Source organism: Kribbella hippodromi (assembly GCF_039531045.1).
In the GTDB taxonomy this organism is placed as follows: domain Bacteria; phylum Actinomycetota; class Actinomycetes; order Propionibacteriales; family Kribbellaceae; genus Kribbella; species Kribbella hippodromi.
This window is the reverse complement of record NZ_BAAAPH010000010.1, coordinates 153,035-168,822: the sequence shown is the minus strand read 5'-3', so window position 1 is coordinate 168,822 and position 15,788 is coordinate 153,035. Positions and strand designations below refer to the sequence as shown.

Below are 15,788 nucleotides of genomic sequence, written 5' to 3'. Positions count from 1 at the left end.
ACCGGTGGATCGGTCTCGATAGGGTCACCTCTCGTGACCGAGGTACTGATCCAGCGCATCGACCCCGACCTGCCGATCCCGGCGTACGCACACCCCGGCGACGCCGGCGCGGACCTGGTGGCGGCCACCGACCTGACCCTGAAGCCCGGGGAGCGTGGCTTGGTCGGTACGGGGATCGCGATCGCCCTGCAAGACGGGTACGCGGCCTTCGTACACCCACGCTCCGGGCTGGCCGCGAAGCACGGTGTGTCGATCGTGAACGCGCCCGGTACCGTCGACGCCGGGTACCGCGGTGAGATCAAGGTGTGCCTGATCAACCTCGACCCGCACGCCGAAGTCACGGTGCGGCGAGGCGACCGGATCGCCCAGCTCGTCATCCAGCAGGTGGAGAAGGCACGGTTCGTCGAGGTGACCACGCTGCCCGGTTCCGCGCGCGGCGACGGGGGACACGGGTCGACCGGTGGTTTCGGCGATGTGACACGCTGAGCAGGTACATCCGTTGGACCGGCGGGGCTGCGAAACTACGGCGGCCGTACAAACATCGAGGAAGTAGGCAACAGCTGTGATCTTCCGCCGCAAGGGCAGGAACGAAGACGCCGAGATCGGGACCGAAGGCGGTCCGGACGAGGCGGTGGAGCCCCGTGCCGAGGGTCCGTTCGACGTGACCGAGGTCGACGCGGAGGTGCTGGAGGCTGACGACCGGATCGACCTCGGCGCGCTCGTCGTGACCGGGATGCCGGGCATGGAGCTGGGCCTGCAGGTCGACGAGCAGAGCGGCGTGGTGCAGGCCGTGCTGCTGATGCTCGAGGACTCCGCGCTGGAGCTGCGCGCGTTCGCGGCGCCCAAGAAGAGTGGCATCTGGGACGAGGTCCGCCAGGAGATCGCCGCCGAGGCCAGCCGGATGGGCGGCACCGCCACCGAGACCGACGGCCCGTTCGGTACCGAGCTCGTGCTGGTCGTACCGGTCGAGGACCCCGAAGGCCAGATCTTCAGCCAGACCTCCCGGGTGATCGGCGTGGACGGCCCGCGCTGGCTGCTCCGCGGCACCATCCTGGGCCGCGCCGCGGTCGAGCCGGACGCCGCCGAGCCGATGGAGGCGACGCTGCGCAACACCATCGTCGTCCGCGGTGACGAGCCGATGGCGGTCCGTGAGTCGCTGCCGCTGCAGCTGCCGCCGGGCGCCCAGCCGAACCCGGACGAAGAACAGGTCTGAGCGGACTACACTCGACATCATGGGTAGCAGCAAACCCGCGGGGCTCTGGAAGCGTGCCTTCCGAGGGCTCGCCGGAGACCGCGATCAGCAGGACGCGGAAGTCCTCCAGGACTTCGCGCAGGACTGTGGCGCGCGGTCCATCACCGGCTGCCACGACCGTGAGGTGGTCACCTTGTACGGCACCCTCCGGACCATCACGTTCAGCCCACGCGGCGGCGTACCGGCCTTGGAGGGCGAGTTGTACGACGGCACCGGCACGGTGAAACTGGTGTGGCTCGGCCGCCGCAAGATCGGCGGCATCCACGCCGGCTCCGACCTGATCGCCTCCGGCCGGATCGGCGTCGTCGACGGCGACCGGGTGATGTTCAACCCCCGCTACGAGCTGCGTCCGCAGGCCGCGAATGGCTGACCCGACGTCCCGCCGGGACCAGGTCGAGGACGACCTCCAGGAGAAACTGGTCGAAATCCTGAAGCCCGAGGTGGAGGCCGCGGCGACGCAGGAGGCTTCGGCGGCGGGGGAGCCGGCTGGGGAGCCCGGGAAGCCGGCGCAGAGTTCGGACAAGGACTTCTTCCAGGCGCTCGGTGGCTGGGGCGCGCTGCTCGACATCGGTCTGCCGTGGATCGCGTTCCTGGTCGCGTACGCCGCCACCGACCACAAACTCCAGCAGTCCCTGATCATCGCGGTCGGTATCGCCGGGCTGATCGCGGTCATCCGCCTGATCCGCAAACAGCCCCTGCGCAACGTCTTCGGCGGTTTCGTCGGCGTACTCATCTCAGCCTTCGTCGCCAACCGGACCGGCAACGCGAAGGACTTCTACGTCCCTGGTCTGCTGACAAACCTCGGGTACGGGGCGCTGTACTTGCTGACCGTACTGTTCCGCTGGCCCCTGTTCGGCGTCCTGTACGGCGTGATCACCCAAACCGGTACGGCTTGGCGCCGCGACCCCGCCCTGCTCAAGGGCTTCTCCCGCGCCACCATGGTGTTCGTAGGCCTGTTCGCCATCCGCCTGATCGTCCAGGTCCCGCTGTACTTCACCGGCAGCCTGAACGCCCTCGGCATCGCCAAGATCGGCCTGGGCCTCCCGTTCTACGCCCTGGCCATCTGGTGCGCCTACACCGTCCTCCGAGGCTCCATGCCCCCCGAAAAATGGACCGAAACCCGAGACACCATCACCCACCTCCTCCGCGGCAAAAAATAAGCCACCACTCCGCAGCGACTACCTGCAGCCCGCTTCACGGCGTAAGACAGGCGCTTCCGCGGGGAGGTGCTAGGTGGAGCCGGATGTCCTTCCGGCGGGAGCCGCTTCCAACTGCGCCGCGTGAAGAAGTAGTACTGCTGCGGACGACACCGCTCCGCGGCGGCCGTCAGCTGGCGCTTCGCGGCGCGGCGGAGGTTCCTTTCGGAGCAGCGGCTGCCCGCAGTGCCAGGTAGAAGGTGTACTGCCTGCAAAGGTCATCGCTTCGCGGCGGCTGTCTACTTGCCGCTGCGCGGCGTGAGACAGGTGCTTCCGCGAGGAGGTGCTAGGCGAAGCGGGATGTCCTCCCGGGGGAACCAGCTTCCAACTGCTGTGTGAGGAAGTAGTACTCCGCAGAGGACACCACTTCGCGGCGGCTGTCGGCCGGCCGCTCCGCGGCGCGGCGGAGGTGCTTTCGGACCAGCGGCTGCCCTCAGTGCCAGGTAGAAGGTGTACTGCGTGCAAAGGTCACCGCTTCGCGGCGGCCCGTCAAGCTGGTTGTTTCGCTTCGCGGCGGACGTGCTTTCGCGCCGGCGGACCCCAGGACGGCCAGGTACAAGAGGTACTGCTCGTACAGGACACCGCTCCGTGGCGCGGTGGAGGTGATTGGTGTATCGCTCTGCCCGAAAGCCAGGTGTTTGGCGTGGGCGCTGGGTGGGTGCCAGAGGTGCTTCCGGGGTGAGCGTGGCAGGGTGCTGTGTCACGGTCGTTCGGCCGGGTAGCGCCTACTGCGTACACCCCAGTGCAGAAGAAAGGTCGCGACACGTCACCGCCTTGGTGCGGATGTTGCCCGGCGGTGGCCTACCCGGGTTGCTGCTGGGTTCTCCACTCGAGTGGTGGGTTCTCTACTGGTATGCGGGTGGAGAACCCACAAGAGCAGTGGAGAACCCACCTGAGATGTGCTCAGCACGGGGTTGCTTCGCGGCGGCTGTTTGTTGGTTGCTGCGCGGAAAGTGCTTCCGCGGGGTGGTGTGGTGAAGCCGCATGTACTTCTGGGGCGCGGCGGGTGACTGTGCTGTGCGAAAGAAGGAGCACTGACACAGGTGCTTGCGGGGTGGGGGTTAACGTCACAGGTTGTTCCTTCACCATCGGCATGCAGGGGGTGAAGGAACAACCTCAGGGGTTAACGCCTGCATCGGTCCCTCCGCCCGACGCTCGACGCGAAGTGGCCGACAAGCAGTTGGTGCGAAGCGGCCAACAAGCAGGTGGCGCGAAGCGGGGTTCTTTGTGGGCGGTGCTTCCCGTAGCTGGGCGTGTGTCCCGAGAGTTACTGGTCGGGCTTTCGGTGGTGGGGGGAGAGCATGTCTTCGAGTTGTTCTTCGGTTTCGTCGGCGGCTACGAAGAGGAGTTCGTCGTTGAGTTCGAGGGTGCCTTCGGGGTCGGGGCGGAGGACTCGGCCTTCGCGGAGGATGACCACCAAGGCGGTGTCCAGCGGCCAGTCGACGTCGCCGACGCGGCGGCCGATCATGGGGGAGTCTTCGGGGAGGGTGAGTTCGACCAGGTTGGCGTCGCCCTGGCGGAAGGTGAACAGGCGGACCAGGTCGCCGACCGACACCGCCTCTTCCACCAGCGCGGACATGATCCGCGGCGTGGACACCGACACGTCGACGCCCCACGCCTCGTTGAACATCCACTCGTTGCGCGGATGGTTGACCCGCGCAACGGTTCGCGGTACGCCGAACTCGGTTTTCGCGAGCAGTGACACGACCAAGTTGACCTTGTCGTCGCCGGTGCTGGCGATCGCGACCTGGCAGCGCTGCAGGGCGGCCTCTTCCAGGGAGGACAGCTCGCAGGCGTCGGCCAGCAGCCATTCGGCCCGCGGTACGGACTCGGCCTTGATCGCGCGTGGGTCCTTGTCGATCAGCAGGACCTCGTGGCCGTTGTCCAGCAGTTCGCTGGCGATCGACCGGCCGACCTGCCCGGCCCCGGCGATGGCTACCCGCATCACAGCTCCTCAGGCTTCGCGCCGAGCTGGGACTCGATCGCGGCGGCGTCCCGCTCCAGCATCACGACATGGACCAGGTCACCCTCCTGGATGACCGTGTCGGCCCGGGGCAGGATGCCCTCGCCGAGCCGGGTCAGGAACGCGACCCGGGCGCCGGTGGCCTTCTCGATGTCCAGGGCGACCCGGCCGATCCAGGCGGCGTGTACGTGCACCTCGGCCAGCCGTACGGTGCCGGACGGATCGCGCCACTCCGGCTCGGATCCTTCGGGCAGCAGCCGGCGCATCATCTGGTCGACGGTCCAGCGGACGGTGCCGACGGTGGGGATGCCGAGCCGCTGGTACACCTCGGCGCGGCCCGGGTCGTAGATCCGGGCCACCACGTTGCCGATCCCGAACGTCTCCCGCGCCACCCGGGCGGCCAGGATGTTCGAGTTGTCGCCGTTGGAGACCGCGGCGAACGCCTCGGCGTCCTCGATCCCGGCCTCGATCAGTACCTCCCGGTCGAAGCCCATCCCGACGATGGTCCGGCCGGTGAAGTTCGGGCTCAGCCGGCGGAACGCGTCGGCCGCCTGGTCGATGATCGCGACCGTGTGGCCCCGCTTCTCCAGACCGCGGGCGAGCGTCGAACCGACGCGGCCGCAGCCCATGATGACGACGTGCACTCCGCAATCACTCCTCGCCCCCGGAAGGGCTGCTGTCTCGTTCGGCAGGGTTAGACGCTACACCGGAACAGAGGTCGTGTCCGACGCCCTCTAACATCACCGGTGTGACTCCCGCTCTAGGCGACATCGGCAAACGGCTGCTGCTCGGTCGCAAATTACGTAGCACCCAGTTGGGTGAGACGCTGCTGCCGAAGCGCATCGCGCTGCCGGTTTTCGCCAGTGACGCGCTGTCCTCGGTCGCGTACGCGCCGGACGAGGTCTTTCTGACGCTGTCGATCGCCGGGCTGGCGGCGTACAGCTACTCGTGGAAGATCGGGCTGCTGGTCGCGTTCGTGATGCTCGTGGTGGTGGCCTCGTACCGGCAGAACGTGCACGCGTACCCGTCGGGTGGGGGTGACTACGAGGTCGCGACCGTCAACATCGGCCCGACCGCCGGGCTGACCGTGGCGAGCGCGCTGATGGTCGACTACGTGCTGACCGTGGCGGTGTCGATCTCCTCCGGCGTACAGAACGCGAAATCGGCGCTGCCGTTCCTGGAAGGACATGAGGTACCACTCGCGGTCGGCCTGGTACTGCTGCTGACCGCGATGAATCTGCGCGGCGTCCGCGAATCCGGCGGGATCTTCGCGATCCCGACCTACATCTTCATGTTCTCGATCATCGGAATGGCGATCTGGGGCCTGATCCGGCTCGCGGCCGGCAACCTGCCGCTGGCGGAGAGCGCCGGCTTCGAGGTCCGCGCCGAGTCCGGCCACGAGGTGTTCACCGGGCTGGCCGCGGTCTTCCTGCTGGCCCGGGCGTTCTCGTCCGGCTGTGCGGCGCTGACCGGCGTCGAGGCGATCAGCAACGGCGTACCGGCGTTCCGCAAGCCGAAGAGCCGGAACGCCGCGACCACGCTGCTGCTGCTCGGTACGATCGCCGTCACGATGCTGATGAGCATCCTGTTCCTGGCCGGCAAGATGAAGCTCCGCTTCGCCGAAGACCCAGCCACTCAGCTGTACCTGAACGGTCAGCCGGTCGGTGCGAGCTACACCCAGAAGACCGTGATCGGCCAGATCGGCGACGCGGTGTTCTCCAACTTCCAGCCGGCCTTCTACGTGGTGATCGGCGCGACCATGCTGATCCTGGTACTGGCCGCGAACACCGCCTTCAACGGCTTCCCCGTCCTCGCGTCGATCCTGGCCCGGGACGGTTTCCTGCCGCGTCAGTTGCATACGCGAGGCGACCGGCTCGCGTACAGCAACGGCATCGTCCTGCTGGCGCTCTGCGCGGCCGGGCTGATCATCGCGTTCGACGCCCAGGTGACCAAGCTGATCCAGCTGTACATCGTGGGTGTGTTCGTGAGCTTCACGCTCAGCCAGTTCGGCATGATCCGGCACTGGACGCGGCACCTGAAGACCGAGACGGACAGCGCCAAACGACGGCACATGTACCGGTCCCGGGTGATCAACACGGTCGGCCTGACGATGACCGCGGTCGTGCTGGTGATCGTGCTGCTGACCAAGTTCACCCACGGCGCGTACATCGCGATCATCGCCATGGCGGCACTGTTCTTGCTGATGAAGGGCATTCGGCGGCACTACGAGACCGTACGCAAGCAGATGTCCGCGGAAGGGGACGAGCCGCTGATGCTGCCGTCCCGCGTGCACTCGATCGTGCTGGTGTCGAAACTGCACCGGCCGACGCTGCGGGCACTGGCCTTCGCCAAGGCGGCCCGGCCGTACACGCTGGAGGCGGTCACCGTCGACGTCGACCGCGACGAGGCGGACGCGCTACAGGCGGACTGGGACGCCCGGAACATCCCGATCCCGTTGAAGCGGCTGGCGTCGCCGTATCGGGAGATCACCCGGCCGATCCTGCAGTACGTGCGGGACATCCGCAGGCAGTCGCCGCGGGACGTGGTGATGGTCTACATCCCCGAGTACGTGGTCGGGCACTGGTGGGAGCACCTCCTGCACAACCAGAGTGCACTGCGGCTCAAGGGGCGGCTCTTGTTCACACCTGGTGTGATGGTGACGTCCGTTCCTTACCAGCTGCTCTCGTCGCAGGGGGCCGAGGAGCGGCAGGACCGGGTGGAACGGGTGGCCGGCCAGGTACGGCGCGGCGCCCGCAAGTCGACAGGAGATCGGTGACAGGCGAGAACGGTGACGGCGACAGTCTGGTCGGGACGGTTGTCGAGCTGGAAGTAGGTCCGGTAGCGCACGGGGGACACTGTGTCGCTCGGCACGAGGGACAGGTGGTGTTCGTCCGGCATGCGCTGCCGGGGGAGCTGGTGCATGCGCGGATCACTGAGCAGACCGCCAAGTACCTGAGAGCCGATGCGGTTCAGGTGCTGACGCCGTCGCCGCAGCGGATCGATCCGCCCTGCCCGTACGCCGGACCGGGGCTGTGTGGTGGCTGCGACTTCCAGCACGCCAACATCGTCGAGCAGCGCCGGCTGAAGGCCACTGTGGTCTCCGATACGTTGCGGCGGATCGGTGGGATCGAGCGCACCATCGTGATGGAGTCACCTGGTGACGACGGTCTCGGCTGGCGTACCCGGATGCGGTACGCGGTGGTGGACGGCCGGCCCGGCATGTACGCGCACCGGTCGCACGACCTGGTACCCATCGACCGGTGTCTGATCGCCCACCCGGGGACTCCGGACGTACTGAACTCGCAGTGGCCCGGTGTTTCGTCTGTACAGGCTGTTGTGTCGTCGGAGGGGAAGACCGCCGTCCAGACCGACCAGGAGGCTGGTGAGCGTCTGGTTGAGGTAGTACGGGAGCGGCGGTTCCGGGTCGAGGCCGGTGGGTTCTGGCAGGTGCATCCTGCCGCACCGGAGATGCTCGTGGACGCCGTCCTGAGCGGTCTGGAGCCAGTGGCGGGGGAGACCGCGCTGGACCTGTACTGCGGGGTCGGACTGTTCGCGGCGTTCCTGGCCGAAGCAGGCTGCCCGGTGCTGGCGATCGAGGGCGACAAGGACGCGGTCCGGAACGCCCGGCGCAACCTGCACGACCTGGACGGTGTGACACTCGAGAACGGTGACGTCGACCGCGTACTGAACGCTGCCGCTGGTCATGGCCTTGAGCACGTGGATCTGGTCGTACTGGACCCGCCGCGTACCGGCGCGGGGAAGGACGTCGTACGCCGGATCGCCGCGCTGAGCCCGCGGCGCATCGCGTACGTGGCGTGCGACCCGGCGGCGCTGGCCCGCGACCTCAAGACCTTCGGGCGACTCGGGTACGGGATCGCGTCCTTGCGGGCGTTCGACCTGTTCGGCATGACCCACCACATCGAATGCGTCGCCATCCTCGAGCCTGTGGACAGCTGACTGGTGCCTCCTGGGAGCCTCGGGTAGCGTCTGGGTCTGGATTCCAATGCGCTGGAGACCTGATGCCGCTCGTTGATTTGGACGACCCGGAGGAGTTGCGGGCCCGCTGGACCGCGCTGTCCGCGGTCGCCCATGCCACGGGCTTCGACCGGCGGTGGTATGCGGACGCCGACGGGTACCACCATCAGGACGAAACCGCGTCCGTGCTGCGGATGACCCGCCTGGGCGACGGGCGGGCGGTGCTGTGGGGCTTCCACACGCAGCACAGCCGCACCGCCGGCTCCGACCTGCTGGCCGGATCGCCGGACTGGATCGGTCAGCCGGAGGTACGCCGCCGCCAGGACGCGGGCGAGCTCGGCTTCGTGTACGGGGCGTTCAACGGGACATGGGCGCGCGCTTCGTACCCCGGTGACCCCTGGGACGCGGTTGAGGACGGCTTCGCACCGATCGGCCAGTGGATCACCTCCGACGAGGCCACGGCCGAGGAAATGGTCGAGTGGGTGGCCGAGTGGGCCGACTACCTGGGCGGGCTCGACGAGTTACGCCCGTACGGGGTCGAGCTGATCCAGACCGCCCGCACCGGCGAGATCACAGTTGAGTCCCTCGCGGCGTTCTTCGCGCCGTTCCGGATCGACCCCCGCTCACCCGTCCAGCCCGACCCGGCCGCCGGGGTCACCGCCGCCGCCGATTTCACCCGAAACTTTGCGGTCCCGGAAATTTTCCCGACTGACCCTGACACAGCCGAGGTCTCAGTCGTTGAGCCTGACGTGACTGGAGCACCCGACACGCAGTGGCCGACCCAGGACGAGGAATCGTTCGTCGTCCCCCCAGGCATCAGCCCTTTCACCGGCCAACCCATAGACACGCCCCCCTCCAGCCAGCCGACCCCCGGGTCGGCTCAGCCGGGCGCAGGTTTCGGTCAGCCGGGCGACACCTCTGGGAGCGGTCGGGCCGGTGAGTATCCGCCGGCACCTGCTCCCGGCGCGTATCTCCCGGAGAATCTCTCCGGCAACGGCCTCCCGACGTCCCACCCGCCGTACAACCCGGCCCTCCCGTCGGCCGAACCCCCACGCGTGGGCGGCGGCCGCTACGAAGGCGAAGACTTCTACAACAGCCTCTTCGCCGACACCCCCGCCACGCCCCCAGCCGACGAACAAGACTGGGAAACCGCCGAACACCCAGCCTGGTCCGACCAGCCCGCGACCAGCGAATACAACCCCTTCCCTCCCGAACCGTCCACCGGCACCCCCGCGCCCACCGTCCTCGGAGCGCCCGGTGGCGCGGACGCCGAATGGAACGGCCCGGCCTGGATCAACGGCGAGTGGGTAGAAGACCCCAACAGCCGCACCCAGCCCCTCACCACCCCACCCAACCTCCCCAACGCGTCCCACCAAGCCGCGTCCCTGCCCGCCGCGTCCCTCCCCGCTGCCCCTCCGCAGCCGTCCGACGCTGCCCTCGAAGACGACGACGCCCCCACCGCCGAGATCGAGGCCGTCCTCGACCTACCAACCGACGAGGACCCACCAACCGAAGACAACGAGCCCGAGTCCTTCACCGGCCCGTCCCCCTTCGCGCCCGCACGACCCGAACCGCACGACACGTACTCACCGCCGTCCACCCCCGACGCGTACCCCACGGTGTCCACGCCCGACATCTCCGACAGGTACTCGGCTGATGCGGCATCCGGTGCACCAGCTGACGCGTACACGGAACCTGCTTCGCCATCGGCGCTCGACCGGGCGTACGAGCCTGCGGATCGCACCGCGGACACCGCAGGCCCGGTGGGGGAGTCGGACGCAGGTCCGTTGGGGGACGCGGGCGCAGGTCCGGTCGGGGAATCGGACGACGAACTCACCGATGACCTGACCGCAGAGATCCCCGCCGTCATCGACGACCCCGAGCCGTACCAGGCGTCCGACGCACTCACGACGGGCCCGCAACAGCCCGCATACATCTTCCCAGAGGCTAAAGCTCAAGTAGAGCCTCAATCCGCCCCGTCACCCCAGTCCGACCCCTGGCCACAACCAACCCCCAACCCGCTGCCCACCCCCAACCCGATCCCAGGCCCGGGCCCCGACCCATACCCAACCCCAGGTCCAGGGCCCGACCCCTACCCAGGTCCCGATCCGTACCCAACCCCAGGTCCGGGCCCCGACCCGTACCCGACCCCTGACCCCCGCCCGGAACCGCGCCCCTTCCCGGACCCGGAACCGAGCCCCGAACCCCGGCCGTTCCCAGATCCGGAACCCCGCCCGGAGCCGCGGCCGTTCCCAGAACCCGAACCCGAACCGTGGCCCGAACCCGAGCCGCACCCTGAGCCCGAGCCGCATCCTGAGCCCGAGCCGCATCCTGAGCCCGAGCCCGCGCCGAGCCCGTTGCCGGAACCCGAGCCTCAGCCGGACCCGGAGCCGGATCGTGAGCCGTGGCCTGACCCGCACCCCGACCCGAGCCGCGTGCCCCCACCGGAGCCCGCACCCAACCCCAACCCAGAGCTCACCCCCAGCACCTACGAGCTCGATCACCCGCACCCCGCGGAGCAGCCGGTTCGCGCGTACGCGGCTGACTCGGCCGAGGTTCGCGATGGGCTGGACACGGCCGCCGGTGTGAGTGCAGTCGCGGCCGCGGTGGCCCTCGGAGGCATGTCGATTCCGGGGCTGGGGCTGATCGGCGGGGACGGGCCTCGGGTTACGCCGCCGGCGGGATCCTTGGAGGAAGCAATGCGCGCGGAGGCCGAGCGGCCCCGGCCGCGCCCCGAGGAGTCCGACGCGATGCGAGCACTGCACGACTGGTGCCGGGCGCGCACGGCGGTCGTGCCTTCGGGTTTCACGATTCAGGTGCAGGTGCTGGATCCGCGGGCGCCGTCCTACCGGTTCGACCTCGAGCCGCCGGAGATCGACGACCCGGAGTTCGCGGCGGACAAGCTCAGCGGGCTGCTCGGTGACCTGTGGCTGACCGAGGCGCAGGGTGAGCAGGGCGGCTGGTTGTTCGCCCGGATCGACGCGGCCGGGCGTACGTTGCGGGTGGACCGCTGGTACGACCAGGTGCCGGACTGGTGGGACAACCCGATCGAGCCGCGGCTGGACGTGAACGGCCTGGTACGTCGCTTGTACGACCGTGGTCCCGAGTGGCAGCCGTCCTATCTCGAGAAGCTGTACACCAGCGCGAGATAGCGTTTGCGTCATGCTTCTCAGGATCTTCACCGAACCCCAGCAAGGCGCCACCTACGACGACCTGCTCGCCGTGGCCAAGAAGACCGAGGAGAACGGCTTCGACGCGTTCTTCCGGTCGGACCACTACCTGGTCATGGGCCCGAACGACGGCCTCCCTGGCCCGACCGACTCCTGGATCACGCTGGCCGGCCTGGCCCGTGAAACGCAGCGGATCAAGCTCGGCACTCTGGTCAGCTCAGCCACCTTCCGGTACCCGGGTGTCCTCGCGATCTCGGTCGCGCAGGTCGACCAGATGAGCGGCGGTCGCGCCGAGCTCGGTCTCGGCGCCGGGTGGTACGAGGCGGAGCACAAGGCGTACGGACTGGACTTCCCCGACACCCCGGGCCGTTTCGACCTCCTCACCGAGCAGCTCGAGCTGATCACCGGCCTCTGGGACACACCGGTGGGGGAGAAGTACGACTTCGAGGGCAAGCACTACCAGCTCTCCGATTCGCCGGCGTTGCCGAAGCCGGTGCAGCAGCATCCACCGATCATCATCGGCGGCGCGGGCAAGAAGCGTACGCCGGCGCTCGCCGCCCAGTACGCGGCCGAGTTCAACGCGGGCTTCCGGAGCGTCGAGGAGACCCAGACCCTGTTCGAGCGCGTACGAGCGGCCTGCGCGGCGATCGGCCGTGACCCGAAGACACTCGCCTTGTCCACCGCGCACACGGTCGTGGTCGGCAAGGACGACGCGCAGGTGAAGCAGCGCGCCGACGCGATCGGCCGCGACGTCGACGACCTGAAGGCGAACGCGATCGCGGGTACGCCGGCCGAGGTGGTCGACCGGCTCGGGCGGTTCGCCGCGGTGGGATCGGACCGGCAGTACGTGCAGATCATGGACCTGCACGACCTCGATCACCTGGACCTGATCGCGGCCGAGGTTTGTCCACAGGTTTCATAACGCCTCCCGACAGTGGCTCGATGTCGTGTATCTTGATGTCGAGAGAGTTTTGCGGCCGGAGGTTAGGGGAACCTGACCTCTGGGCCGGGAGCCGCGCTCGGCAGGATGGGCCTGAGCGAACAAGGACTGACAGAGGAGCGGGTTGATGGCGAGCGTCGACAGCTTCGGTGCCAAGGGTGCACTCGAGGTCAACGGGCAGTCGTACGAGATCTTCAGGTTGGCGGGCATCGAGGGTGCGGACACACTGCCGTACTCGCTGAAGATCCTGCTGGAGAACCTGCTGCGCACCGAGGACGGCGCGAACATCACCGCCGAGCACATCGGCAAGCTCGGCAACTGGGACCAGAATGCGGCCCCGGACACCGAGATCCAGTTCACCCCGGCGCGGGTGATCATGCAGGACTTCACCGGCGTGCCGTGCGTGGTCGACCTGGCCACGATGCGCGAGGCGGTCGGTGAGCTCGGCGGCGACCCGACCAAGATCAACCCGCTGGCGCCGGCCGAGCTGGTCATCGACCACTCGGTCATCATCGACGTGTTCGGCACGCCGGACGCCTTCGAGCGCAACGTCGAGTTCGAGTACGGGCGGAACCGCGAGCGCTACCAGTTCCTCCGCTGGGGCCAGACCGCCTTCGACGAGTTCAAGGTCGTCCCGCCCGGCACCGGCATCGTGCACCAGGTGAACATCGAGCACCTGGCGCGGACGGTCATGGTCCGCAACGGCCAGGCGTACCCGGACACCTGTGTCGGCACCGACAGCCACACCACGATGGTGAACGGCCTGGGCGTGCTCGGCTGGGGTGTCGGCGGGATCGAGGCCGAGGCCGCGATGCTCGGCCAGCCGGTGTCGATGCTGATCCCGAAGGTCGTCGGCTTCAAGCTGACCGGCGCGGTGCCGGCCGGCGCGACCGCGACCGACGTGGTGCTGACGATCACCCAGATGCTGCGCAAGCACGGCGTGGTCGGCAAGTTCGTCGAGTTCTACGGTGACGGCGTCGCCGCGGTCCCGCTGGCGAACCGGGCCACGATCGGCAACATGAGCCCGGAGTTCGGCTCCACCTGTGCGATCTTCCCGATCGACGACGTCACGCTCGACTACCTGCGGCTCACCGGCCGCTCGGACGACGACGTCGCCCTGGTCGAGGCGTACGCGAAGGAGCAGGGCCTCTGGCACAACCCGGCCGTCGAGCCGCGCTTCTCGGAGTACCTCGAGCTCGACCTGTCGACGGTCGTTCCGTCGATCGCGGGCCCGAAGCGGCCGCAGGACCGGATCGAGCTGAGCAAGGCCAAGGAGTCGTTCCGCGCGGTGCTGCCGGACTACGCGGACGAGGAGAAGGACGTCGACCCGTCCGAGACCGGGAGCTTCCCGGCCAGCGACGCGCCCAACGGCCACGGCAGCGTGGACGACAACCCGCACGAGGTCGCGGGCGTCGCGGACCGCCGGTCGAAGAAGACCACGGTCTCGCTGGACGGCCAGGAGGTCGAGCTCGACCACGGCCACGTCGTGATCGCCAGCATCACCTCCTGCACCAACACGTCGAACCCGTCGGTCATGCTCGCCGCCGCGCTGCTCGCGAAGAACGCGGTGGACAAGGGCCTCGCCTCGAAGCCGTGGGTGAAGACGTCGCTGGCGCCGGGTTCGAAGGTCGTCACCGATTACTACGAGAAGGCCGGCGTCACGCCGTACCTGGAGAAGCTCGGCTTCCACCTGGTCGGTTACGGCTGCACGACCTGCATCGGCAACTCGGGCCCGCTGCCGGAAGCGATCTCGGCCGGCGTGCAGGAGGCCGACCTGGCCGTCGTCTCGGTGCTGTCCGGAAACCGCAACTTCGAGGGCCGGATCAACCCGGACGTGAAGATGAACTACCTGGCCTCGCCGCCGCTGGTGATCGCGTACGCGCTGGCCGGGACGATGGACTTCGACTTCGAGACCGATGCCCTGGGCAAGGACCAGGACGGGAACGACGTCTTCCTGAAGGACATCTGGCCGAGCGCCGACGAGGTCGAGGCGACGATCGCGACCTCGATCAACAAGGAGATGTTCGCGAAGGACTACGCCGACGTGTTCGCCGGTGACGAGCGCTGGCAGTCGCTGCCGACGCCGGAGGGCAAGACGTTCGCGTGGGACAGCGAGTCGACGTACGTCCGCAAGCCTCCGTACTTCGACGGCATGGCGAAGGAGCCGGCACCGGTCACCGACATCGCCGGCGCGCGGGTGCTGGCGAAGCTGGGCGACTCGGTCACGACCGACCACATCTCGCCGGCCGGTTCGATCAAGGCGGACAGCCCGGCGGGTACGTACCTGGCCGACCACGGCGTCGCGCGCAAGGACTTCAACTCGTACGGTTCGCGCCGGGGCAACCACGAGGTGATGATCCGCGGCACGTTCGCGAACATCCGGCTCCGGAACCAGATCGCGCCGGGGACCGAGGGCGGTTTCACCCGCGACTTCACCCAGGCCGACGCGCCGGTCACCACGATCTACGACGCGGCCCAGGCGTACGCCGCGGCCGGGACGCCGCTGGTGATCCTGGCCGGCAAGGAGTACGGCTCGGGTTCGTCGCGTGACTGGGCCGCGAAGGGCACTGCGCTGCTCGGTGCGAAGGCTGTCATCACCGAGTCCTTCGAACGGATCCACCGGTCGAACCTGATCGGGATGGGTGTGCTGCCGCTGCAGTACCCGGAGGGCGAGACCGCCGAGTCGCTCGGGCTGACCGGCGAGGAGACGTTCGACATCACGGGCGTCACCGAGCTCAACAACGGCTCGATCCCACGCACCGTACACGTCAAGGCCACCGCGCCCGACGGTGCCGTGCAGGAGTTCGACGCGGTCGTCCGCATCGACACCCCAGGTGAGGCCGACTACTACCGCAACGGCGGCATCCTGCAGTACGTCCTGCGTTCCCTGATCGCGAGCTGATGGACCACCAGACCGGCGAGGACGACGGCATCGTCCGGTTCTGGCACGACGACGAGGGCTGGGGCGTCATCGACAGCCCCAGCACCCCCGGCGGCTGCTGGACCCACTTCTCCGCCATCGAAGCCGAAGGCTTCCGCTCCCTGACCCCCGGCGCCCGGGTCCGCCTCCACTGGGAATCCCCCGGCCAAGACGGCTACAACTACCGAGCCACCTGGACCCACTAACCCCCGGCCCCGGCCCGCCCAACCCTGGCGGCGCCGGGCAAACCCCCACCCCACCGCGACACCTCACCGCGACACCTCACCGCGACACCTCACCGCCGCTGAGGACCACGTCCAGCTTCCGGCCGGGTCACCGCAACCTCCGCGCGTGTACGCCGTCACGTCCGCG

General features: G+C 68.5%; 12 protein-coding genes. 10 read left to right on the top strand and 2 right to left on the bottom strand.

Annotated elements, in window-relative coordinates; all coding sequences use genetic code 11:
* Nucleotides 1–33: 33 nt before the first annotated feature.
* The 4 genes from dut (at nucleotide 34) to ABD260_RS17530 (ending at nucleotide 2,412) form a co-directional block, all read left to right on the top strand.
* The gene (dut, locus tag ABD260_RS17545) at nucleotides 34–486 is read left to right on the top strand and encodes a dUTP diphosphatase (RefSeq protein WP_344234644.1); all 453 of its coding nucleotides are present in this window, start codon (nucleotides 34–36) and stop codon (nucleotides 484–486) included.
* 76 nt (nucleotides 487–562) lie between these two features.
* On the top strand, nucleotides 563–1,213 hold the full coding sequence (locus tag ABD260_RS17540; RefSeq protein WP_344234643.1) for a DUF3710 domain-containing protein: 651 nt from the start codon (nucleotides 563–565) through the stop codon (nucleotides 1,211–1,213).
* Between the two features lie 19 nt (nucleotides 1,214–1,232).
* Nucleotides 1,233–1,622, top strand: coding sequence for an OB-fold nucleic acid binding domain-containing protein (locus tag ABD260_RS17535; protein ID WP_184833282.1), 390 nt, complete (start codon nucleotides 1,233–1,235; stop codon nucleotides 1,620–1,622).
* Nucleotides 1,615–2,412: a DUF3159 domain-containing protein gene (locus ABD260_RS17530; protein ID WP_344234642.1), complete on the top strand. Its 798-nt coding sequence runs from the start codon at nucleotides 1,615–1,617 to the stop codon at nucleotides 2,410–2,412. Before ABD260_RS17535 ends, ABD260_RS17530 begins: the two co-directional genes overlap by 8 nt.
* 1,303 nt (nucleotides 2,413–3,715) lie before the next feature.
* On the opposite strand, the gene ABD260_RS17525 is transcribed toward ABD260_RS17530, so the two are convergent.
* Nucleotides 3,716–4,393 (bottom strand): potassium channel family protein, encoded by a 678-nt coding sequence (locus ABD260_RS17525; RefSeq protein WP_344234641.1) that lies wholly within the window; start codon nucleotides 4,391–4,393, stop codon nucleotides 3,716–3,718.
* Nucleotides 4,393–5,055 carry a potassium channel family protein gene (locus ABD260_RS17520; protein ID WP_344234640.1) on the bottom strand — a complete coding sequence of 221 codons (663 nt, stop codon included), beginning with the start codon at nucleotides 5,053–5,055 and terminating at the stop codon, nucleotides 4,393–4,395. Before ABD260_RS17520 ends, ABD260_RS17525 begins: the two co-directional genes overlap by 1 nt.
* A 104-nt stretch (nucleotides 5,056–5,159) precedes the next feature.
* On the opposite strand from ABD260_RS17520, the gene ABD260_RS17515 reads away from it, so the two are divergent.
* From ABD260_RS17515 to ABD260_RS17490, 6 genes are all read left to right on the top strand, one after another.
* Nucleotides 5,160–7,187, top strand: a complete 2,028-nt coding sequence (locus tag ABD260_RS17515) for an APC family permease (RefSeq protein ID WP_344234639.1) — start codon at nucleotides 5,160–5,162, stop codon at nucleotides 7,185–7,187.
* Nucleotides 7,184–8,368: a class I SAM-dependent RNA methyltransferase gene (locus ABD260_RS17510; protein ID WP_344234638.1), complete on the top strand. Its 1,185-nt coding sequence runs from the start codon at nucleotides 7,184–7,186 to the stop codon at nucleotides 8,366–8,368. The genes ABD260_RS17515 and ABD260_RS17510 overlap by 4 nt, the downstream gene beginning before the upstream one ends.
* A 62-nt stretch (nucleotides 8,369–8,430) precedes the next feature.
* On the top strand, nucleotides 8,431–11,538 hold the full coding sequence (locus ABD260_RS17505; RefSeq protein ID WP_344234637.1) for a hypothetical protein: 3,108 nt from the start codon (nucleotides 8,431–8,433) through the stop codon (nucleotides 11,536–11,538).
* A gap of 10 nt (nucleotides 11,539–11,548) precedes the next feature.
* Complete coding sequence (locus ABD260_RS17500; RefSeq protein WP_344234636.1) at nucleotides 11,549–12,478, top strand: LLM class F420-dependent oxidoreductase; 930 nt, start codon at nucleotides 11,549–11,551, stop codon at nucleotides 12,476–12,478.
* Between the two features lie 145 nt (nucleotides 12,479–12,623).
* Nucleotides 12,624–15,398, top strand: coding sequence for an aconitate hydratase AcnA (gene acnA / locus ABD260_RS17495; RefSeq protein ID WP_344234635.1), 2,775 nt, complete (start codon nucleotides 12,624–12,626; stop codon nucleotides 15,396–15,398).
* Nucleotides 15,398–15,622, top strand: coding sequence for a cold-shock protein (locus ABD260_RS17490; protein ID WP_344234634.1), 225 nt, complete (start codon nucleotides 15,398–15,400; stop codon nucleotides 15,620–15,622). Before acnA ends, ABD260_RS17490 begins: the two co-directional genes overlap by 1 nt.
* The last annotated feature ends 166 nt before the right edge of the window (nucleotides 15,623–15,788 follow it).

Bases quoted from the DNA above. Each gene is read 5' to 3' on its own strand.
- ABD260_RS17535 (WP_184833282.1), top strand. From the start codon at position 1,233: ATGGGTAGCAGCAAACCCGCGGGGCTCTGGAAGCGTGCCTTCCGAGGG.
- ABD260_RS17530 (WP_344234642.1), top strand. From the start codon at position 1,615: ATGGCTGACCCGACGTCCCGCCGGGACCAGGTCGAGGACGACCTCCAG.
- ABD260_RS17525 (WP_344234641.1), bottom strand. From the start codon at position 4,393: ATGCGGGTAGCCATCGCCGGGGCCGGGCAGGTCGGCCGGTCGATCGCC.
- ABD260_RS17505 (WP_344234637.1), top strand. From the start codon at position 8,431: ATGCCGCTCGTTGATTTGGACGACCCGGAGGAGTTGCGGGCCCGCTGG.
- ABD260_RS17500 (WP_344234636.1), top strand. From the start codon at position 11,549: ATGCTTCTCAGGATCTTCACCGAACCCCAGCAAGGCGCCACCTACGAC.
- acnA (WP_344234635.1), top strand. From the start codon at position 12,624: ATGGCGAGCGTCGACAGCTTCGGTGCCAAGGGTGCACTCGAGGTCAAC.
- ABD260_RS17490 (WP_344234634.1), top strand. From the start codon at position 15,398: ATGGACCACCAGACCGGCGAGGACGACGGCATCGTCCGGTTCTGGCAC.